Source organism: Pigmentiphaga sp. GD03639, from assembly GCF_029845405.1.
GTDB classification, from domain to species: domain Bacteria; phylum Pseudomonadota; class Gammaproteobacteria; order Burkholderiales; family Burkholderiaceae_B; genus Pigmentiphaga; species Pigmentiphaga daeguensis.
In genome coordinates, this window is record NZ_JAOCLR010000045.1 from 16,427 (window position 1) to 34,238 (window position 17,812).

Annotated in this window: 18 protein-coding genes; 9 read left to right on the forward strand and 9 right to left on the reverse strand. The window is 68.4% G+C overall.

From position 1 onward, the window contains the following. Nucleotides 1-94 precede the first annotated feature (94 nt). The 5 genes from N5K27_RS27170 to N5K27_RS27190 form a co-directional block, all read right to left on the reverse strand. Nucleotides 95-1,219: a porin gene (locus N5K27_RS27170; protein WP_279820636.1), complete on the reverse strand. Its 1,125-nt coding sequence runs from the start codon at nucleotides 1,217-1,219 to the stop codon at nucleotides 95-97. A gap of 65 nt (nucleotides 1,220-1,284) precedes the next feature. Then, on the reverse strand, nucleotides 1,285-2,322 hold the full coding sequence (locus tag N5K27_RS27175) for an aromatic ring-hydroxylating dioxygenase subunit alpha (protein ID WP_279820638.1): 1,038 nt from the start codon (nucleotides 2,320-2,322) through the stop codon (nucleotides 1,285-1,287). 10 nt (nucleotides 2,323-2,332) lie between these two features. Continuing rightward, nucleotides 2,333-3,319, reverse strand: coding sequence for an ABC transporter substrate-binding protein (locus N5K27_RS27180; protein WP_279820640.1), 987 nt, complete (start codon nucleotides 3,317-3,319; stop codon nucleotides 2,333-2,335). A 25-nt stretch (nucleotides 3,320-3,344) separates the two neighbouring features. Further along, entirely contained in the window at nucleotides 3,345-3,644 is a 300-nt protein-coding gene (locus N5K27_RS27185) for a recombinase-like helix-turn-helix domain-containing protein (protein ID WP_087841171.1), read from the reverse strand. Nucleotides 3,645-3,774: 130 nt separating this feature from the next. Next, on the reverse strand, nucleotides 3,775-4,440 hold the full coding sequence (locus N5K27_RS27190) for a TetR/AcrR family transcriptional regulator (RefSeq protein ID WP_132980325.1): 666 nt from the start codon (nucleotides 4,438-4,440) through the stop codon (nucleotides 3,775-3,777). Between the two features lie 158 nt (nucleotides 4,441-4,598). On the opposite strand from N5K27_RS27190, the gene N5K27_RS27195 reads away from it, so the two are divergent. Further along, nucleotides 4,599-5,081: a carboxymuconolactone decarboxylase family protein gene (locus N5K27_RS27195; RefSeq protein ID WP_087841169.1), complete on the forward strand. Its 483-nt coding sequence runs from the start codon at nucleotides 4,599-4,601 to the stop codon at nucleotides 5,079-5,081. A gap of 17 nt (nucleotides 5,082-5,098) precedes the next feature. Here N5K27_RS27195 and N5K27_RS27200 read toward each other — a convergent pair whose 3' ends face one another. Next, nucleotides 5,099-6,118 carry a LysR family transcriptional regulator gene (locus N5K27_RS27200; RefSeq protein WP_279820644.1) on the reverse strand — a complete coding sequence of 340 codons (1,020 nt, stop codon included), beginning with the start codon at nucleotides 6,116-6,118 and terminating at the stop codon, nucleotides 5,099-5,101. 49 nt (nucleotides 6,119-6,167) lie between these two features. After that, entirely contained in the window at nucleotides 6,168-7,055 is an 888-nt protein-coding gene (locus N5K27_RS27205) for a LysR family transcriptional regulator (RefSeq protein ID WP_132980328.1), read from the reverse strand. Nucleotides 7,056-7,171: 116 nt separating this feature from the next. Between N5K27_RS27205 and N5K27_RS27210 the strand changes: the two genes are divergently transcribed. Together N5K27_RS27210 and N5K27_RS27215 are read left to right on the forward strand one after the other, a co-directional pair. After that, nucleotides 7,172-7,984, forward strand: coding sequence for an amidohydrolase family protein (locus tag N5K27_RS27210; RefSeq protein WP_132980329.1), 813 nt, complete (start codon nucleotides 7,172-7,174; stop codon nucleotides 7,982-7,984). 9 nt (nucleotides 7,985-7,993) lie between these two features. Continuing rightward, entirely contained in the window at nucleotides 7,994-8,950 is a 957-nt protein-coding gene (locus N5K27_RS27215; RefSeq protein WP_279820646.1) for a tripartite tricarboxylate transporter substrate binding protein, read from the forward strand. Between the two features lie 21 nt (nucleotides 8,951-8,971). On the opposite strand, the gene N5K27_RS27220 is transcribed toward N5K27_RS27215, so the two are convergent. Beyond that, complete coding sequence (locus N5K27_RS27220) at nucleotides 8,972-10,336, reverse strand: 3-deoxy-D-arabino-heptulosonate 7-phosphate synthase (protein ID WP_279820648.1); 1,365 nt, start codon at nucleotides 10,334-10,336, stop codon at nucleotides 8,972-8,974. 77 nt (nucleotides 10,337-10,413) lie between these two features. Between N5K27_RS27220 and N5K27_RS27225 the strand changes: the two genes are divergently transcribed. The 6 genes from N5K27_RS27225 to N5K27_RS27250 all read left to right on the forward strand — a co-directional run bounded on the left by N5K27_RS27225 (nucleotide 10,414) and on the right by N5K27_RS27250 (nucleotide 17,535). Next, nucleotides 10,414-11,268, forward strand: a complete 855-nt coding sequence (locus tag N5K27_RS27225; protein WP_279820650.1) for an IclR family transcriptional regulator — start codon at nucleotides 10,414-10,416, stop codon at nucleotides 11,266-11,268. 86 nt (nucleotides 11,269-11,354) lie between these two features. Continuing rightward, on the forward strand, nucleotides 11,355-12,704 hold the full coding sequence (locus N5K27_RS27230) for an FAD-dependent oxidoreductase (protein WP_279820652.1): 1,350 nt from the start codon (nucleotides 11,355-11,357) through the stop codon (nucleotides 12,702-12,704). A 19-nt stretch (nucleotides 12,705-12,723) separates the two neighbouring features. Continuing rightward, the gene (locus N5K27_RS27235; protein ID WP_279820654.1) at nucleotides 12,724-13,689 is read left to right on the forward strand and encodes a tripartite tricarboxylate transporter substrate binding protein; all 966 of its coding nucleotides are present in this window, start codon (nucleotides 12,724-12,726) and stop codon (nucleotides 13,687-13,689) included. A gap of 18 nt (nucleotides 13,690-13,707) precedes the next feature. After that, on the forward strand, nucleotides 13,708-15,126 hold the full coding sequence (locus N5K27_RS27240) for an FAD-dependent oxidoreductase (protein ID WP_279820656.1): 1,419 nt from the start codon (nucleotides 13,708-13,710) through the stop codon (nucleotides 15,124-15,126). Between the two features lie 18 nt (nucleotides 15,127-15,144). Further along, complete coding sequence (locus N5K27_RS27245) at nucleotides 15,145-16,524, forward strand: FAD-dependent oxidoreductase (protein WP_279820658.1); 1,380 nt, start codon at nucleotides 15,145-15,147, stop codon at nucleotides 16,522-16,524. A gap of 24 nt (nucleotides 16,525-16,548) precedes the next feature. Beyond that, the gene (locus N5K27_RS27250; RefSeq protein WP_279820660.1) at nucleotides 16,549-17,535 is read left to right on the forward strand and encodes a tripartite tricarboxylate transporter substrate binding protein; all 987 of its coding nucleotides are present in this window, start codon (nucleotides 16,549-16,551) and stop codon (nucleotides 17,533-17,535) included. Nucleotides 17,536-17,545: 10 nt separating this feature from the next. On the opposite strand, the gene N5K27_RS27255 is transcribed toward N5K27_RS27250, so the two are convergent. Continuing rightward, a partial coding sequence (locus N5K27_RS27255; protein WP_279820662.1) for a phytanoyl-CoA dioxygenase family protein occupies nucleotides 17,546-17,812 on the reverse strand: 267 nt, incomplete at its 5' end.

Consider the following 17,812-nt stretch of genomic DNA (forward strand, 5'->3'; position numbering starts at 1 on the left):
ATGACGGACCCCAGAAGGCATCCAGAACATTTTTGCTATGCGAGCGGTACGTTTTCGTTATCGCGACGACGACGCACCGCCTTTCGACCGGCGCCTAGAACGAATGCCGCAACCCCACCATCACCCCCACCTGCCCCTGCCCCGCCTTGGGCGACCACGGCACGATGCTGCTGCTGGACACCGAGAACACCGCTCCCGCGCCGCTGTTGCCCATATGGGCCAGCATGGCGTAGGCGGCGGTCCGCTTCGAGAAGCTGTAGCTGGCGCGGCCGACCAGCATCGTGCCCTTGGCCTGGTAGGCGTTGGCGATCATGCGGGAGGCCTGTGCGTTCAGGGTCCAGCTGCCTATCGGATAGGTCGCGCCCAGGAAATACAGGTTGGTCGAGACATCGGCGGCGCTGCCCTCGATGCGGCGATGCAGCCAGCCGGCGCCCAGCTTGAGGTCGGCGATGTGCACGTAGCCGTTGGCCATGTAGCGCCGGTCGCGGCTGTCCGACGAGGCGATCGCGACCCCGGCCACGCCCGGCACCACCACCGCCGGCGCCGCGCCCGGCCCGCCGCGCTGCTCGTCGATGGCGGCCGCCACGCCCCAGCCGCCGCCGTCGTACTTCAGCAGCCCGGACCACCCGCGGCACGCCTGCGCGTCCCCGGGACGCTCGCCGCCACAGTTGCCCGCGGCCGAGGTGTCGCGGCCCAGGGAATAGGTCGCGCCCACGGTCAGGCCGCCGAACTTGCCCCGGTAGGCCAGGGAGTTGTCGGCGCGCGCGTTGGGGATGTAGCTGTCGAAGCTCGCCATGCTGAACACCGACGGTCCGATCACATCGGCGTCCGCCAGCGACCAGGTCAGCATGGTCGACTGGCGGCCCAGCGTGAAACTGCCCCACGGTCCCTCGACGCCGACGATGGCCGTGCGTCCGAACAGGCGTCCCGCCTGGCCGGACGAGCCGGAGTCGGCGAAGAATCCGCTTTCCAGGTTGAAGATGCCGCGCCAGCCATTGCCCAGGTCCTCGCTGCCGCGCAGTCCCCAGCGCGAAGGCAGTTGCCCGCCGGTCAGCGTGGGCATGCGCATGCCCGATCCGCCGCTCGCGCTGGCATGGGTGATGTATTCGACACCGGTGTCGATGGCACCGTACAAGGTGACGCTGCCGGCGGAAGACTGGGCCAGGCAAGGCAGGGAAACGAGGGCGAGCGCGAGCCCCCCTGAAAGTCCGAGTTTCATGGTCGTTCCTGTGGAAAGGAGAATACCGGGCAGGCCCGCCCGGGGGGACTACTCGTGGGCGCCGGTCATCGGACGGCCGCGGCGTGTTCCGCCTCGACCTGCTCCCTGGCCAGCTTCTCCATCACGCGCCTTACCCGCACGAGACCGAGATCATGGGAATAAAGGTTTTCCTGGCTGCGCGCGTGGCGCGCCAGGCTTTCGATGACGACGCGATCCTGCTCCAGCACGTCCCAGTGCAGGCCTTCCAGGCGATTGCGGTACAGGAAGCGCCAGACGTGGCGTTCGAAACCCTGGGACTTGCGGATACGCCAGAAGTAGACCTGGCAATTGCCGTCGTCGACGGGCGTGACGAACCCCACGATGAAGAATTCGCCGCCGCCATATTGCGGGCGATAGGGAACCGACAGGCGGATCCAGAGCGACGATGTATGGCCGAACTCGACCCAGTCGAAGTTCACGCCGCGCTGGCCCACCTTCTCGAAGACCAGGCCGCAGTCGGTATGGCGGATGACCATCTCCGCCTTCTTGTCGCCTTCGGCCATCGAATGCGAGTTCGAATGCAGATAGGTCCCATGCATGAGATCCATCACGTTGTCGATGGCATAGCGGTAATTGCACTTCCAGTTCTGCATGCACAGGAAACCCGAGTATTCGTCGTTCGTCATTTCCTCGGGCAGCGCGAAGGGCCTGGGCTGCCCATGCTCCATGGACCCGAACCACAGGAAGACGGCGCCGCCGTACTCGACCACCGGATAGGACCGCAGGCATTTCCTGCCCACGAGCTGGCTGCTTTCCAGCGCCGGCACATCGGCCACCGTGCCTTCGCCATCGACTTCCACGCCGTGGTACCAGCAGGCAATGCGCTCGCCCAGATTCCAGCCCAGCGACAGGCGGGCGCCGCGATGCGGGCAGCGGTCCTCGACCGCGCGCACGGTGCCGGCGCGGTCGCGCCACAGCACGATGTTCTCGGAAAGCCGGGTGATGCCCAGCGGGGTGTCGCGCACCGCATAGCTGGGCGTGACGGGGTACCAGAGGTTGCGCAGACCGGTTTCCACGCGGGTCGCGGCGGCAAGGGCCAGGCCGTCCTGGACGATGGGATTCATGGATGTGTTCCTACTGTTTCGCCGGTACGAAGTCGTTCGTGAACAAATCGTTCAGCGGGACCGCGCGCGAGATGATGCCTTCGTTCAGGTAGAACGACTGGAGCGTGGCGACGCGGTCCGGGTCGATGGCGCCCAACCGGGGCTGGCCCTGGTAGACCGTGGCGTTGTACAGCCGCAGGACGGACTCCACATATTTCTCCCTGCCCTGGTACGCGGGCACCGCCTTGACGTAGTCCGCCGTGGCCGCGGCCGGATCGCGCGAGATGTCGGCCAGGCCGCGCAGCGTGGCCTTGACGAACTTGCGGATCAGTTCGGGTTCCTTGCGGATGGTCTCGTCGGACGCCAGGATGGCCTGGGCCATGCTCTTGAAATAGCGGTCCGCCGGAATGAGCTCGACCTTCACGCCGGCCTCCTGCGCGCTGACCGTCCATTCGGGCACCGAGGCCAGCGCGGGAATCTTCTGCTCGGCGAAGAGCTGCCAGACCGAGGGGCCGCTGGCCTGGATGTCGACCGCCGACTTCGGCAGGCCGTTGGCCCGCAGCATGCCCAGCAGCGCGTAGTAGGTCGTGTCGGCGTAGGACATCGCGCCTATGGTCTTGCCCTTCAGGTCCGGGATGCCGCCCGGCACGGCGGCGCGGTTGATGGCCAGGTGCATCAGCGAGGCCCCGCCCAGCACCGCCACCGCCTTGACCGGCACGCCGTTGGGCCGGACGATGATGGGCGTGTCGCCCACGCCGCCGCCCAGCGGCGCATTGCCCGCGCCCACCTGCTTGGCGACGTCGGCGCCGCCCTTGCCGACCACGAAATTGATCTTCAGCCCCTCTTGCGCGTAGTAGCCCTTCTGCTGCGCGATCATCCACGGCGCGAAGGCAGGCAGGCTGGGCGGGGCCGGCAGCAGGTAGGTCACTTCCCGGAGATTCTCCGCCCGCGCCTGCGGGAGCATCAGGGACACGGCGGCGATACAGGCGGCGGCTCTTATGGCGGACAGCAAGCTCATGGTGGCTTCCTCGTGGACGTGGGCCTCAATAGCCGAGGCGGGACATTTCCTGTTCCAGGCTGGCGGCGCTCCAGTCCCGCCCCGAGGGCATGGCGACGCCCGCCGCATTCAGGTGCTCGGCGAACTGCTGTGGCGTCCTGGCGCCGGCCAGATAGGCGCTTTCGATCGCGTCGGCCAGCGCGTTCTCGAAATCGGTAGGGACCGACTCCCGGCTCTGCCACCGAAGGTTCACTCCCTGGCCGGGCGCTTCCACCACGCCCTGGCCCGCGTGCGGGCTGGGCTCGTTCCCCTTCCAACCGGTCAGGTGGACATTGAATTCGGACATATCTTCCTCGCGATGGGGCCGCCAGAAACCGCGCTGGCGCTGGATGTTCTCTATTCCTAAAACTAGGAATAGAGAACAGGTTATCGACCGCGAAAAAAGGTGTCAAGAATTTTCAGACTAGCGAAAACGCCTACTTCACGATGCCGTGCATGATGAGGCGCGTGGCGAAATCCAGGTAGCGCCCGGTCAGGTCCTCGGCCCCCTGCTCGCCGTTGAACAGCACCTTGAGCATGGGCTGGGCATCCACGAAGAACGTGCACAGTCCCAGGAAAGCGACATGTAGGAAACGCGGGTCGATGGCATCGAGCGGCGGGTCGCCCTCGCGCGCGACCAGCAGCGCCTCGCTCAGGGCCAGCCCGCGCGCGGCCACGCCCTGGAGCGTGTCCATGCGCTCGGGCGTGTCGGCATGGCTGTAGATCTCGTTGAGCACGAGCTGCAGGAAGCGCGGATTGTCCTTCAGCGCCTCGATCAGCAGCACCAGGCGCTTGCGGATCCGCGCTTCCAGCGGCGCGTCCTGGCCCAGCATGACCTGGCTCCGGGCCTGGAGCTGGTCCATGATGTGCGTGGCCGCGGCGCGCATCAGCCCCTGTTTGTTGGTGAAGTAATAGCGGATCAGGGCGGGGTCGACGCCGGCGGCCGTGGCGATTTCGAGCACGCTCAGTTCCTGCGGCGTCTTGGTCTTCATCAGCGCGATCGCCGTGTCGATGATCGCGGCCTTCCCCACCATGGTTTTCTCCGTGGGATGGCCGGCGGAGCGCTTGATGCGTGGCTTCTTGCGGGGCGATGGATCAGGCATACGTGTCGTCGGCGGGACTGGGCAACGCGCAGTGTACCGGTCATTGGTGCCGGACAGGCAACACGGCGGTCCCCGGCGCGGCGCTACCGCCGCCGCCCCGGCGGGCCTACGATGGAGTCGTTCCGCAACCGACGCCTCACACCACCGAGGAAGACATCATGACCCAACGCATCAATGCCCTCGCCCAATCGCCCGAGCTGTTCAAGAAGTTCGTCGAATTCAGCATGCAGATCAAGAAATCCGGCACCATCGAAGCCTCGATCCTGCACCTGGTCGATATCCGCGCCTCGCAAATGAACGGCTGCGGCTTCTGCCTGGACATGCACGTGAAGGAAGCCAAGATCGACGGCGAGCGGGAACTGCGCGTGCACCACGTCGCCGTCTGGCGCGAGTCCCCGTTGTTCTCGCCGCGCGAACGGGCGGCTCTGGCCTGGACCGAAGCCTTGACCCGCCTGCCCGGGCACGGCGTGCCCGACGAGGTCTACGAGCAGGTCCGCGCCGAGCTGTCGGAGAAGGAGATCTCGGACCTGAGCTTCGCGATCATGGCGATCAACGCCTGGAACCGCCTGAACGTGGGTTTCCGGACCACGCCGGGCTCGGCCGACAAGGCCTATGGCCTGGACCGGGCCAAGCTGGACTGAAGCATCGGCGCCACCGGCTAGGCCGCATGTTTCCACGGCGCGGCCAGCCGGCTCTCCGCCGGGTCCGGGCGGTCCGGAATCCGGAAATCCAACGCGCGGATGCGCGCCGTCATGTAGTCGATGAAGGCCCGCATGCGCGCCGGCAGGTGCTGGCGGCTCAGATAGCAGAGGTAATGGCCGCGATCGTCCGGCGCATGATGCGGCAGGCAGGCCAGCAGCGTGCCGGCGCGCAGGTGCTCGCAGACCTGGTAGCCCGCCATCTGCGCGATCCCCTGCCCGTCCAGCACCGCTTGCAGCACCAGGTCCGCGTCGTTGAAGGCCAGCATCGCCTGCGGCGGCCGCGGCATGAACTTGCGCAAGCGGTCGCCCGCCTGGAATTCCCACTCGGCCACGCGTCCGGAAGCCAGGCGAAAGTTCACGCATCGATGGCCGGCCAGTTCGTCGAGGTCGCGCGGCAGCCCGCGCTGTGCGGCATAGTCGGGCGATGCGCACAGCAGCATCGGCATGGGGATCAATCGCCGGGCGATGATTTGGCTGTCCTCCATGCGTCCATCGCGGAACGACACATCCACCCTGTCCGCCGTGAAATCCGTGGGCCTGTCGTCCAGCAGCAGGTCGACCGACACCTCCGGATAGGCGGCGCGAAAGCCGTTCAACAGCGGCGCGACGACCTTGCGGCCGAAACCCGCCGTGGCGCTGATGCGCAGCAAGCCCGAGGGCGGCCCTTCCCGCAATTCCCGCATCTCGTCCAGCGCCTGCACGATATGCTCGACGCCGGGCCGGCAATGTTCGTAGAAACGTTCGCCTTCCCGCGTCAGCGACGTGGCGCGCGTCGTGCGCACGAACAGCCGGATCCCCAACTGGTCTTCCAGCTTCTGCACGCTGCGGCTGACCGCCGACCGGCCGATGCCCAGGCGATCGCCCGCCCTGGCGAAACTGCCTTCGGCGGCCACCGCGATGAAGGCCACCACGCCGGCGTAGCTGGTGGCGAAACTGGAGGCCAGCGCGTCGGGCCCGGGGAATGTGTGCTTGTCCATGCCATTAGGACGAAACAGCGGCCGGCTTTGTGACGCTACGCCGCGGATTTCACGGCCCGACCCCACAGGCGCGCACGAAATCGTCGGCCAGCCCGGCCACGGAGCGCTTGGGCCAGATGGCACTGACGTCGAAGCTGGGCAGCCGCGTCCCGTCCGCCACCTCGCAATAGCGCACCCCGGCGAAATCCAGCGAACGTATCCAGCTGGGCAGCAGCGCGATCCCGCAGCCGCCCGCCACGCAGGCCAGCACGGTCAAGGTCCGGTTCGCCTCCTGCACGACGTCGGCATCCAGGCCTTCCTTGCGGAACGCATCCATCACCGCCTCGTAGAAGGTCGGCAGCTGGGCATGCGGAAACATCACCAGGCCGGCACGGGCGATGTCGGCCATCGTCACCCTGTCTTTGCCGCCGGGCAGCAAGTCCGCCGGCACGGCCGCCACCAGGCGCTCGCGCATCAGCACTTTCTCGTGCATGACCCCCGACAGGGCCACCGGCGTGTGCACCAGCGCCACGTCGATCTCGCCGCGCGACAAGGCCTGCGCCTGCTCGGCGTTGCTCATTTCGCGCAGCACGATGCGCAGGCCCGGCGCCTGGGCGCGCAGGGTACGCAGGGCACGCGGCAGGATGTCCACGAGCGCGCTGGAAACCAGGCCGACGCGCAGCACGCCCGCCCTGCCCGCCGCGATGGCCTGGGCCGCGTCGATGGCGTTGACGATGCGGAACACGCCGCGCCGCACTTCCTCGGCGATCTGGCGCGCCGCCGGCGTGGGCTCGGCGCCGCGCCGCGACCGCTGGAACAGCTTGACGCCCAGTTCGCGTTCGAGCCGCGCCAGGGATTGGCTCAGGGCCGGCTGGGCCACCCCCAGCCGTTCGGCCGCCTTGCTCAGGCTGCCCGAGTCCAGGACCGCGATGAACTCTTCCAGGCGCCGGATATCCATCACAAAACCTTATAACAAAACATCCGAAAATGGATAGATAAATATAACAAGCGTTTCTAGAATCGGCCCGATTCCGGCACGACGCCCAGGCCGGACACGATTCTGGAGAGCCCTCCGTGGCCAACCCCGCGCCCCTGCTGATCGACGCCCATGCCCATGTCTTCGCCCGTTCGCTGGCGCTGGCGCCGGGACGGCGCTATGCGCCCGAAACCGATGCCTTGCTGGAAGACTATCTCGGGCACCTGGACGCCCACGGGCTGCGGGCCGGCGTACTGATCCAGCCCAGCTTCCTGGGCACGGACAACGGCTACATGCTCGACGCCATCCGCCAGGCGCCGAACCGGCTGCGGGGCGTGGCGGTCGTGGACCAGCATGCGGCGCCGGACGAACTGGAGCGGCTGGCGCGCGGCGGCGTCGTCGGTATCCGGCTGAACCTGATCGGCCAGCCGCTGCCCGTGCTGGACCGCGGCGGCTGGCCCCGCCTGCTGGCCTGCCTGCGAGCGCTGGACTGGCATGTCGAAGTCCACGTCGAGGCGGTGCGCCTGGCCACCATCGTCGGCCCGCTGCGCGCGGCGCAATGCCGCGTGGTGGTGGACCACTTCGGCCGACCCGCGCCCGCGACGGGCGCCGCCGACCCCGGTTTCCAGTGGCTGCTCGAGGCCGCCCGCGATGACGGCGTCTGGGTCAAGCTCTCGGGCGCCTATCGCAACTGGTCCGAGCCGGACGGGCCGGCGGCCTGCCAGGCCGCGCGTCTGTTGGTCGAACATGCCGGGCCGGAGCGCCTGGTCTGGGGCAGCGACTGGCCCCATACCCAACACCCCGGCGTGACCTACGCGCAAACCTATCAGGCACTCGCCAACTGGATCGACGACATCGATCTACGCCTGCGCATCCTCGCGGCCAATCCGAGCCGCTGCTTTGCATTCTAAGGAGACACCATGATCCGCATCCCCGTCCTGGCCGCCCTGGCCCTTGCCCTGCCCTTGTCGGCCGCGCACGCCGCCTGGCCCGAGAAACCCGTCACCCTGATCGTCACCTATCCGCCCGGCGGCACGGTGGACACGGTGGCCCGCATCATCGGCCCCAGGCTGTCGGCCAGGCTCGGCCAGTCCGTCATCATCGACAACAAGGGCGGCGCAGGCGGCATGATAGGCGGTGCCGCGGCGGCCCGTTCCGCCCCCGATGGCTACACCTTCATGCTCGACGCCTCCAACCACGCGCAGAACCCGGCGCTGCAGAGCAAGATGAGCTTCGACACGCTCAAGGCCTTCGACGCCGTCTCGCTGCTGCTGCGCGTGCCCAACGTGCTGGTGACCTCGCCGCAAGGCAAGATCGCCTCGGTGCAGGACCTGATCCGGAACGGCAAGTCCGCCAACCCCGCCTACTTCGCCTCGGCCGGTCCCGGCTCGGCGCAGCACCTGGCCGGCGAACTGTTCAACGTCATGGCCGGCACCTCGCTCGTCCATGTCGCCTACAAGGGCGGCGGCCCGGCCATGGTGGACGTGATGTCGGGCCAGGTGCCCATCATGTTCGCCAGCCTGGGGTCGGCGTGGACCCACATCCAGAACGGCAAGCTGCGCCCCATCGCGGTCGGCGGCGACAAGCGCTCGGCGGTGCTGCCGCAGATTCCCACCATCGCCGAATCCGGCGTGCCGGGTTTCTCGTCCTACGAATGGAACGCCGTGTTCGCGGCCGCAGGCACCCCCAAGGCCATCATCGACCAGATGTCGGCCGCGCTGGCCGACGTGCTCAAGGATCCGGAGGTCAAGGCCAAGCTCGAAGGCATCGGGGCCGAACTGGTGGGCTCCAGCCCGGCCGAGCTCGAGTCCTTCCGCCGCGCGGAAATCCAGAAGTGGCAGGACGTGGTCAAGAAGAGCGGCATCACCATCAACTGAGATCCGCGACCGCCGGCAAGATCAGTGCGACTTGCCGGTAATCGCAGCCATCAGGTCGTCCACATGCACCATCAGCCCGCGCACCTGGCGCAGCCGCGGGTACTGATCCAGCACCGCGGCCCAGCCTGGCGCATGCAGCAGCTCGTTCCAGACCTCTTCCAGCCCCCGCGGATCCGGGTCGCGCCCTTCTGCCAGCGCGCTGGCGAACGCCAGGCTGGCCGGCGCCGACAGAAGCTGCATGCGGCTGGCCGCACCCAGTAGGCGCGGTGTGGGTTCGGCGGGCGCATCGCAGCAATACAGCACCGAACGCGCCAGGCCCGCTTCGTCGGCGGACAGCTCGCGCAGCGATGAACCGCACAAACGCACCGCGCCTTCGCTGGCCTGGAACGAATAGGCCACGCCAGCCTCGGCCTGCGCAAGCACACGCACGCCGCGCTGCAGCCGCGGCAGGTCTGTCGTCGCAGCCTCGATGGAGGCCTTGGCTTCGACCAGCAGGCGGACGCTCCAGGCCGGTTCGCCATCCATATCCGGCACGCGCCGCAGCAGGACCACATCCCATTCGGTCTTGGCGCGTTCACGGCTGGCGCGTATCGATGAGGGCACCCGCATCGACGTCACCACCCGGTGCACCGCTCCGGCGCCCTCCTCCCGGTCCAGGCGTCCGGCCAACGCTCCGAGCGCCCGGGCGGCAGCCGCCTCGACGGCCTTGCCACGTTTCTGCGAAACGCCCCCTTGCGCGGCGGCCTCGGCGCTTCCCTGGCGCGGCCCATGGCCGTCCCAGAGCGCCTGGTAATGGCGCACGAGTTCGTCCGACGCCAAAGCATCGAGACGTTGCAGGCGGACTAGCGCGGGATGCTCCAGCAGCCTGGCCAGGCCGGCCTGGAGTGGCGTGTCGCTGGCGATGTCCGGCATGCCCAATAGGCGCGGCAGGCCCATGCGGAGATCGCGCCAGGACTCGCGAGAGGCGGCGGTGCGCCATTGCGCCAGGGCTTGCTGCACGGGTCCACCGGGCATGCGCTGCAATCGGGCAGGATGAGCCACGGCATCGACCGCCGCCCGGACCTGCCGGCGGTCCTGGCCGGCTCGCGCGTATAGCGAGGCATATTCGCGCACATGCGCATGCCGGTGTCTGAGCACCATGGCCTGGATGACCGGGTCGCCGCCCTCCGGATGCATCGCTTCGCCGATCAGGCGGGCAAGCGCCCCGGTGAAGACCCGCGTCAGGTCCGCGTCCGGCTCGCCCCCACCCGCGATCGCTTGGCGGGCCCGCTCGATGGCCAGCGCAAGCGTGGCGGACGGGTTGGCGGTGCGCGTGCCTGGAGGCAGACAAGCGTCCGTGGGCAGGCGATAGCGGCGAACCACGGCTTTCAGAAAATCGTCGAGCATCTGGCAGTCATGCCAATACGTTGGTATTTCGATTCGCGTTCAGCAACCGCTTCGGCACCCTACCATACAATTCCCGGGTGAACTCCGCCCCTTCGTCCAAGCCGCGCCGCGTGGCCGCCGCCGCGCGCGGCAAATCCGCCCCCGTCCGGTCCAGCGTCAAATCGGCGGACCGCGTCCTCGACCTGCTGGAGCTGCTGGCCAGCACCGGCCGCGCCATGACCCATGCCGAGATCTCGCGCCGGACCGGCGTCCCGAAAAGCAGCCTGAGCGCGCTGCTGCGCAATCTTGTCGAACGGGGCTACATCGAGCAATTGCAGGACACGCAGCAGTTCCAGCTGGGCGAAGGTGCCTACGCGCTCGCGCGCCGCGGCGCGCACAACCGCGACCTGCTTCGCGCCAGCGAACCCTGGCTGCAACGGCTCATGCGCGATACCGAGGAGTCGGCCGGCCTGAGCGTGCTGCGCAACGACATGGCCGAACGCATCGCCTCCGCGCAATCGCCGAACGCGGTGCTGTATTCGGTGCACGTGGGCGTCATGCAGCCGCTCTATGCCAGTTCGGCGGGCAAGGTGCTGCTTGCGTGGCTGCCGCCGGCCGAACGCGAAGCCTATCTCCAGCGCGTCAAGCTGCAACCGCGCACCGAGCAGACCATACGCTCCACGACCGTCCTGCGGCGGCAGTTGAACCAGATCCGGGAAGAAGGCGTGGCCTGGTCCTTCAGCGAGTTCACCGTCGGCATCGTGGGCCTGGCCGTACCCATCCTGGACGTACACGGCCGCGCGCTCGCGGCCTTGGGCCTTGCGCTTCCGGCCAGCCGGCTGGACGACACACGCAAGCGGAAGCTGGAGCTTGCCCTGCGCGCCGCCGCCGCGGAAATCGCCGCGGCCACGGATCGGTCCAGGCCCATCGAAACGAAAAGTGTTCACATATGAGAACACCGTCTGGCGGCAAGCGGCGCTGAGCGCAACACTGCACGGCATGACAGGAGGCACCCGCACAGGGCGCCCGGGAGACATGCATGCCGCAATCCGACACCATCCAGGAAACCCTGAACACGCCCGTCGCGGGCCGCTATGACGTCATCGTCGTCGGCGGCGGCGCCTCCGGCACCGTGGCCGCCATCGCCGCGGCGCGCACCGGCGCGCGCACGCTGCTGGTCGAGCGCGGAGGCTGCCTGGGCGGCGCCGCCACCGCCAATCTCGTGGCGCAATGGGTCGCCTTCTTCCACGGCGAAACGCGCGTGGTAGGCGGCATCCCGTTCGAGCTGGCCGAGCGCGTGCAGGCCGCCGGCGGCTCGGACGGCTTCCACCGCTACGTGATGGGCGAGGCAGCCGGCACGCCGTTCCCGCTGCGCGTGCTGCCCTTCAACCCCGAGACGGTCAAATGGGTGCTGGACGGCGCCGTCAGCGAAGCGGGCGCGGAGGTACTGCTGCACACGAGCTTCGCGCGCGCACTGGTACGGGACGGCGCCATCAGCGGTGTGACGGTCGAGTCCGTGCAGGGTCGCCTGGCCCTGCTCGCGCCGGTGGTGGTGGATGCCTCCGGCGATGCGCTGGTATGCGCCAGCGCGGGCGTCCCGTTCCAGGACGATGGCGGCGAGCGCCAGCCCTGCACCCTGTCCTTCCGCCTGTCGAACGTGGACGTGGCGCGCTTCCGGGCGGTGCCTTCCGACGAACGCCGTGCCCGGGTACTGGATGGCTTGCGGCGCGGCGAACTGTTCTGGGAAAGCCTGTCCTTCGTCAGCACGCCCGGCGGCACCGACGCCATCTGCCTGATGAGCCGCATCCAGGACATCGATGCGCTGGATGCCCGCGACGCGTCGCGCGCCGAGCAGGAAGGCCGCCGGCAGATCGCCAGCATCGTGGGATTCCTGCGGCGCGAGATCCCCGGCTTCGAGCACGCCATTCTGGCCGATGTCGCCGAACGCGTGGGCGTGCGCGAGACGCGCCGCATCGAAGGGCGATACACGCTCAGCGAAGAAGACATCATGCAGGCTCGCGGCTTCGAGGACTCCATCGCCCTGGGCGCCGGCCCCATGGACCGCCACCAGCCGGGCGGCACCGGCATCCGCCTGTATGCGCCGCCCCAGCCCTTCGAGATACCGCTGCGCACGCTGCTGCCCGCAGGCGTGGAGGGCCTGCTGGTGTGCGGCCGCACCTTGAGCGCGACCCGCGAGGCCATGGCCGGCGCGCGCCACATGGCGACCTCCATGGCGATGGGGCAGGCGGTCGGCACGTTGGGCGCCATCGCCGCGGCCGGCAGCCGCCCTCCCTCGGACGTGCCGGTCTCGCAAGTGCAGCACCGCCTGGCGCAGGACTATGCGCTTTTCCGCCGCGAACAGGTCGTCCGCCAGAACCTGCCCGCCTGAGATTTCCCCGGAGACATCCATGAAAAAAACACGACAAGCCATCGCCTGCCTGGCGCTGCTGGCCACCGCCACCGCGTTGGCCGCCCAGGACTGGCCCAGCCGCGCCACCACGGTGATCAACCCCTTCAGCGCCGGCACGACCACCGATACCGTGGCGCGGGTCGTCGCCGAGGGCCTGCAGAAGAAGTATGGCACGCCCTTCATCGTCGATTCCCGGCCCGGCGCCGGCGGCATGATAGGCACCACGCTGGTCGCCCGCGCGCACCCGGACGGCAGCACCTTCGGCGTCAGCATCGCCGGCCCGCTGGTCCACAACCCCCTGCTCTACAAGCGCATGGCCTACGACCCGGCCAAGGACCTCACGCCCTTGACGCTGGGCGTGCACCAGCCCTGCCTGTTGATCGCATCCCGGCAACTGGGCGTCAAGACGCTGCCCGAGCTCATCGACGTCCTGAAGAAGAATCCCGGCAAATACAACTACTCGTACGTGGGCAACGGCTCGCTGGGCCACCTGGTCATGACGCTGCTCGCCAACAAGAGCGGCACGCAGATCGTGCCGGTAATGTACGCCGGCGCCGTGCAGGCCACCACCGCCGTGATGACCAACGAGGTGCAGATGGGCTGCCTGCCCGCACAGGCCACCATGGCCCAGGTGCGCGGCGACAAGGTAGTGCCGATCGCGGTCTCCACCGCCGAGCGCGCAGCGCTGCTGCCCGAGGTGCCGGCCTTGCGCGAGTTCTACCCGGACATCGTCGGCAGCGCCTGGATGGGGTTCGTCGCACCCGGCGGCATGCCCGCCGCGCTGGCCGGACGCATCAGCGCCGCGATCGGCGAGGTGCTGCGCCAGCCCCAGGTAGTCGAACTGCTGCGCCAGCAACTGATGGAGCCCGCGCCGGGCACGCCCGCGCAATTCAAGGCCTTCATGCAGGAAGAACTGGCGCGCTGGAAACCGGTGATCGTCGACAACAAGATCACCGCCGAATAGCGATAGGGAGAATGTGAGTTGAACAGCAGTAGCATCCAGCCCCTGGGCCGCACCGCCCGGGGCGTGCCGGTCATCGGGGAAGCGGACGTCGTCGTCATCGGCGCGGGGCCGGGCGGCTTCGCGGCGGCGCTACGCGCGCGCCGCGAGGGTTGCAGCGTGATCATCGTCGAGAAATTCGACATGCCCGGCGGCGTCCATACCTCGGGGCTCCAGGGCGCCGCCAACACGGGCGTAGGCGGCATCCATACCGAGCTGATGGAGCGCTTCGCGGCGGCAGGCGCCATCTACACCGCCACCGAGAAGGAACTGCCCGACTGGGCCGGCAATGCGCTGTCCCACTACGACTACTACCTGGAGCCGGGCTCGCCCTTCCGCCGCGCTTCCTTCAATCCGGATGCCGCCGGCAACATCATGCTGCGCATGCTGGACGAGGCCGGCGTGCACGCCATCTACGGCGCCGCCTTCGTGGACGTCGAGATGCAGCCCGACGGCGGGCAACGCCGCATTACCCACGCCATCATCGAAACCGTGCAAGGCCGCCAGGCGATCCAGGGCCGAATCTTCGTGGAAGGCAGCGGCACCGCCGAAGTCGTGGCGCGCGCCGGCGCCCCCTACGTGCGCGGCGGCGGACGCCAGCCCGAGACCGTGACCACGGACGCCCAGGCGCGCCCCATACCCGGCGGCCTGCTGTGGATCATGAGCGGCATCGATTTCGCGCGGACCGCCGCCTACCAGAAGCGCGAAAACGATCCGGCCCTGAGCAAGCTGATCAATGCGGCCCGCGCGGCCGGCGACATCCCGCCCGAACTCTATCGCCCCCGCCTGGCCGACCAGGGCGTCTACGGCGATCACTACATCGGCCATCCGACCGTCGACATGAGCCCCATCCAGGGCCCGGGCACCTTCATCCTGTGGCAGAACGTGCCCTACGAATGGGCGCTGCACATGGACGACGATGCCGAGCACGCCTCCCGCGCCAAGCGCGAACTGCGCCGGCTGATCGATGCCGAGGCCGCCTTCCTGCGCAAATACGCGCCGGGCTTCCAGGACGCCTTCATCTCCCATGTCGGCCGCTACGTGGGCGTGCGGGACGGCCGTCACCCCATCGGCGAATACGTCTTCTCCATCGACGACGCGCGCGAGCAAAGGCGCTTTCCCGACGCCGTGACGCGCCCCATGACCAAGACCTTCTTCTGGGACCGGTACGCCAGGTACAGCTTCGAGGTGCCCTACCGCTGCTTCCTGCCCAAGGAAGTCGACAACCTGCTGCTGACCGGCGCCTCGCTGTCCTTCACCTTCGAGACCATCTTCATGGTCATGCGCAATTTCCCCTGGTGCTGCCAGACCGGCGAAGTGGCCGGCCATGCCGCCGCGCGCGCCATCCGCGAAGGCGTGAGCCCCAAGCAGCTGCGCTGGACCGAGCCGCTGCCCTTCTGATCCGCAAGGAGACACGACATGAATGCTTCGGTCATTGCCGAAACCCTGAACACGCCCGTACTAGGCCGCTACGACGTCATCGTCGCGGGCGGCGGCGCCTCCGGCCTGATCGCCGCCGTCGCGGCAGCCCGCGGCGGCGCCCGCGTCGCGCTGGTCGAACGCGCCGGCTGCCTGGGCGGTACCGCCACCTCCGGCATGGTCGCGCAGTACATCGGCCTCTTCAACGGCACCGTGCGCTGCGTGGGCGGCATAGGCTTCGAACTCACCCGGCGCATCGAGGCGGCCGGCGGCAGCGACGGCTTTCGCCGCTACACCCTGGCCGAGGCCAGCGCCAACCCCGTCACCATCATCAACTTCCCCTTCAACCCCGAGGTCGTCAAGATCGTGGCCGACGACATGGCGCGCGAAGCCGGCGTGGACGTGCTCCTGCACTCGCGCGTCGTCGGGCCGCTGATGGAAGACGGCCGCGTGGCCGGCCTGTTGCTGGAAAACGTCTCCGGCCGGCGCGCCCTGCGCTCGCGCATGCTGGTCGATGCCACCGGCGATGCCGTCATCGCCGCCGCGGCCGGCGTCCCGTACGTGGGCGAAGAGCCAGAACTGCGCGACAAGCGCCAGCCCCTGACCCTGGTGTTCCGCATGTCCAACGTGGACGTACGCGCCTTCCGCGCCATCCCGCGCGAACGCAAGCGCGCCATCGCCCTGGACGGCCTGCGGCGCGGCCAATTGGCCTGGGAAAGCCTGTCCTTCTGCAGCACGCCCGGCGACACCGACGCCATCTGCCTGATGAGCCGCATCCACGGCATCGACGCCCTGGACGGCGCGCAGCTGACCCGGGCCGAACAGATCGGGCGGCAGCAGATCAAGACCATCGTGCCCTTCCTGCGCGAAAACGTTCCGGGCTTCGAGAAATCCGTGCTCGCCGGCATCGCCGAACGCGTAGGCATACGCGAAACGCGCCGCATCGTCGGGCGACACACCCTGACGACCGAAGACATCGTCGGCGGCAAACGCTTTGCCGACGCCGTCGCCCTGGGCGCCGGACCCATGGACCTGCACGAAGCCGGCGGCACCAGCGTCGACCTGTGGATGCCGCCCGCGCCGTTCGAGATCCCCCTGGCCTGCCTGCTGCCCCAGTCCATCGAAGGCATCGTCGTGACCGGCCGGGCCATCTCCGCCACGCGCGAGGCCAACGGCGGTGCCCGCCACATGGGCACCGCCATGTGCCTGGGCCATGCAGCCGGCGCCTACGCCGCCCTCGCGGCCAGCGGCCAGGCCACGCTGGAAAACCCGGCCGTCGACACGCTGCGCCAGGTGCTGCGCAGCCAGGGCGCCTTGATCTCGGCCGACGAGGCGGTGGCCAACGCGGAAGAAAACGCGGTCGAGGCACGCTCCGCCTGAACCAGATTGAAAAAGGAGACAACCATGCAGAACATCGTGCGACGCAAGATACTGGCCACGGCCTTGCTGACGGCCACCACGGCCGGCGGCGCCTTCCCCGCGCTGGCTGCGCAGGACTATCCCAGCAAGCCCATCCGGCTCATCGTGCCCTTCCCCGCCGGCGGCCCCTCGGACACCACCGCACGGTCCATCGCCGAAGGCCTGGGCAAGGAACTGGGACAACCCGTCGTCGTGGAAAACAAGCCCGGCGCGGGCGCCATCGTCGGCAGCGAATTCGTGCTGGGCCAACCCGCCGACGGCCACACCCTGCTGATGGCCAGCAACGTCATCTCCACCGGCAAGTGGCTCTACCCCTCCATGAACTTCGAACCCGTGCGCGACTTCCGCGCCGTGGTCGGCGTCTTCCGCAGCCCGCACCAGGTGGCCGTGGCGCCGGACTTTCCGGGCAAGGGCATCCAGGACCTGATCGCCCTGGCCAAGCGCGAAGGCGGTCGCATGAACTACGGTTCGGGCGGCTCGGGCACCATGCCGCACCTGGGGGCGGAGCGGTTCAAGCAGGTTACCGGGGTGGAGATGCAACACATTCCCTACCGGGGTTCCGCACCGGCCAACGTCGCGCTGGTCGCGGGCGACGTGCCGGTGCATTTCGACATCGAGTTCTCGGTGCAGCCGCTGCTGAAGTCAGGACGATTGCGGTCGCTGGGCGTGACGGCGTTGAAGCGGTCGCCTCAGTTTCCTGATGTTCCCACGCTGGATGAACAGGGGATCAAGGGGTTTGAGTTGTACTCGTGGTTTGGGATCGTGGCGCGTACCGGCACCCCGGACAACATCGTCGCCAAACTGAATCAGGCCATCAACCAGGTGATGGAGACGCCGGAATTCAAGCAGCGGCTGGCGGCGCTGGGAGCCGAGAAGCTCGGCGGACCGCCTGCCGCGTTCGAGAAGATGATCAAGGACGACTATCGGCTCTGGGGCGAGGTGATCCAGAAAGCCAATATCAAGATCGAGTAGGCGCACGGCATCAGGTATCGACGAAGCAGCGAGATGTCGCCATCATTCGCACCTGCTGCGTCGAATTGATCGACGGGGTGTGCAGCAGGCGCATGTCCATGAGAAAGACATCGCCTGCGCGCCCGGACATCTCGACGATCCCGATCCCCAGGTCGTCAAGCTGGCGCTCCAGATCCTCCGCCGTCCTCAATATCCGGCGCAACCGGGATGACGACACATCCGGCCGCGTATCGACACGATGGGAGCCCGCCAGTGCCAGCGTTCCCCCACCACCGCT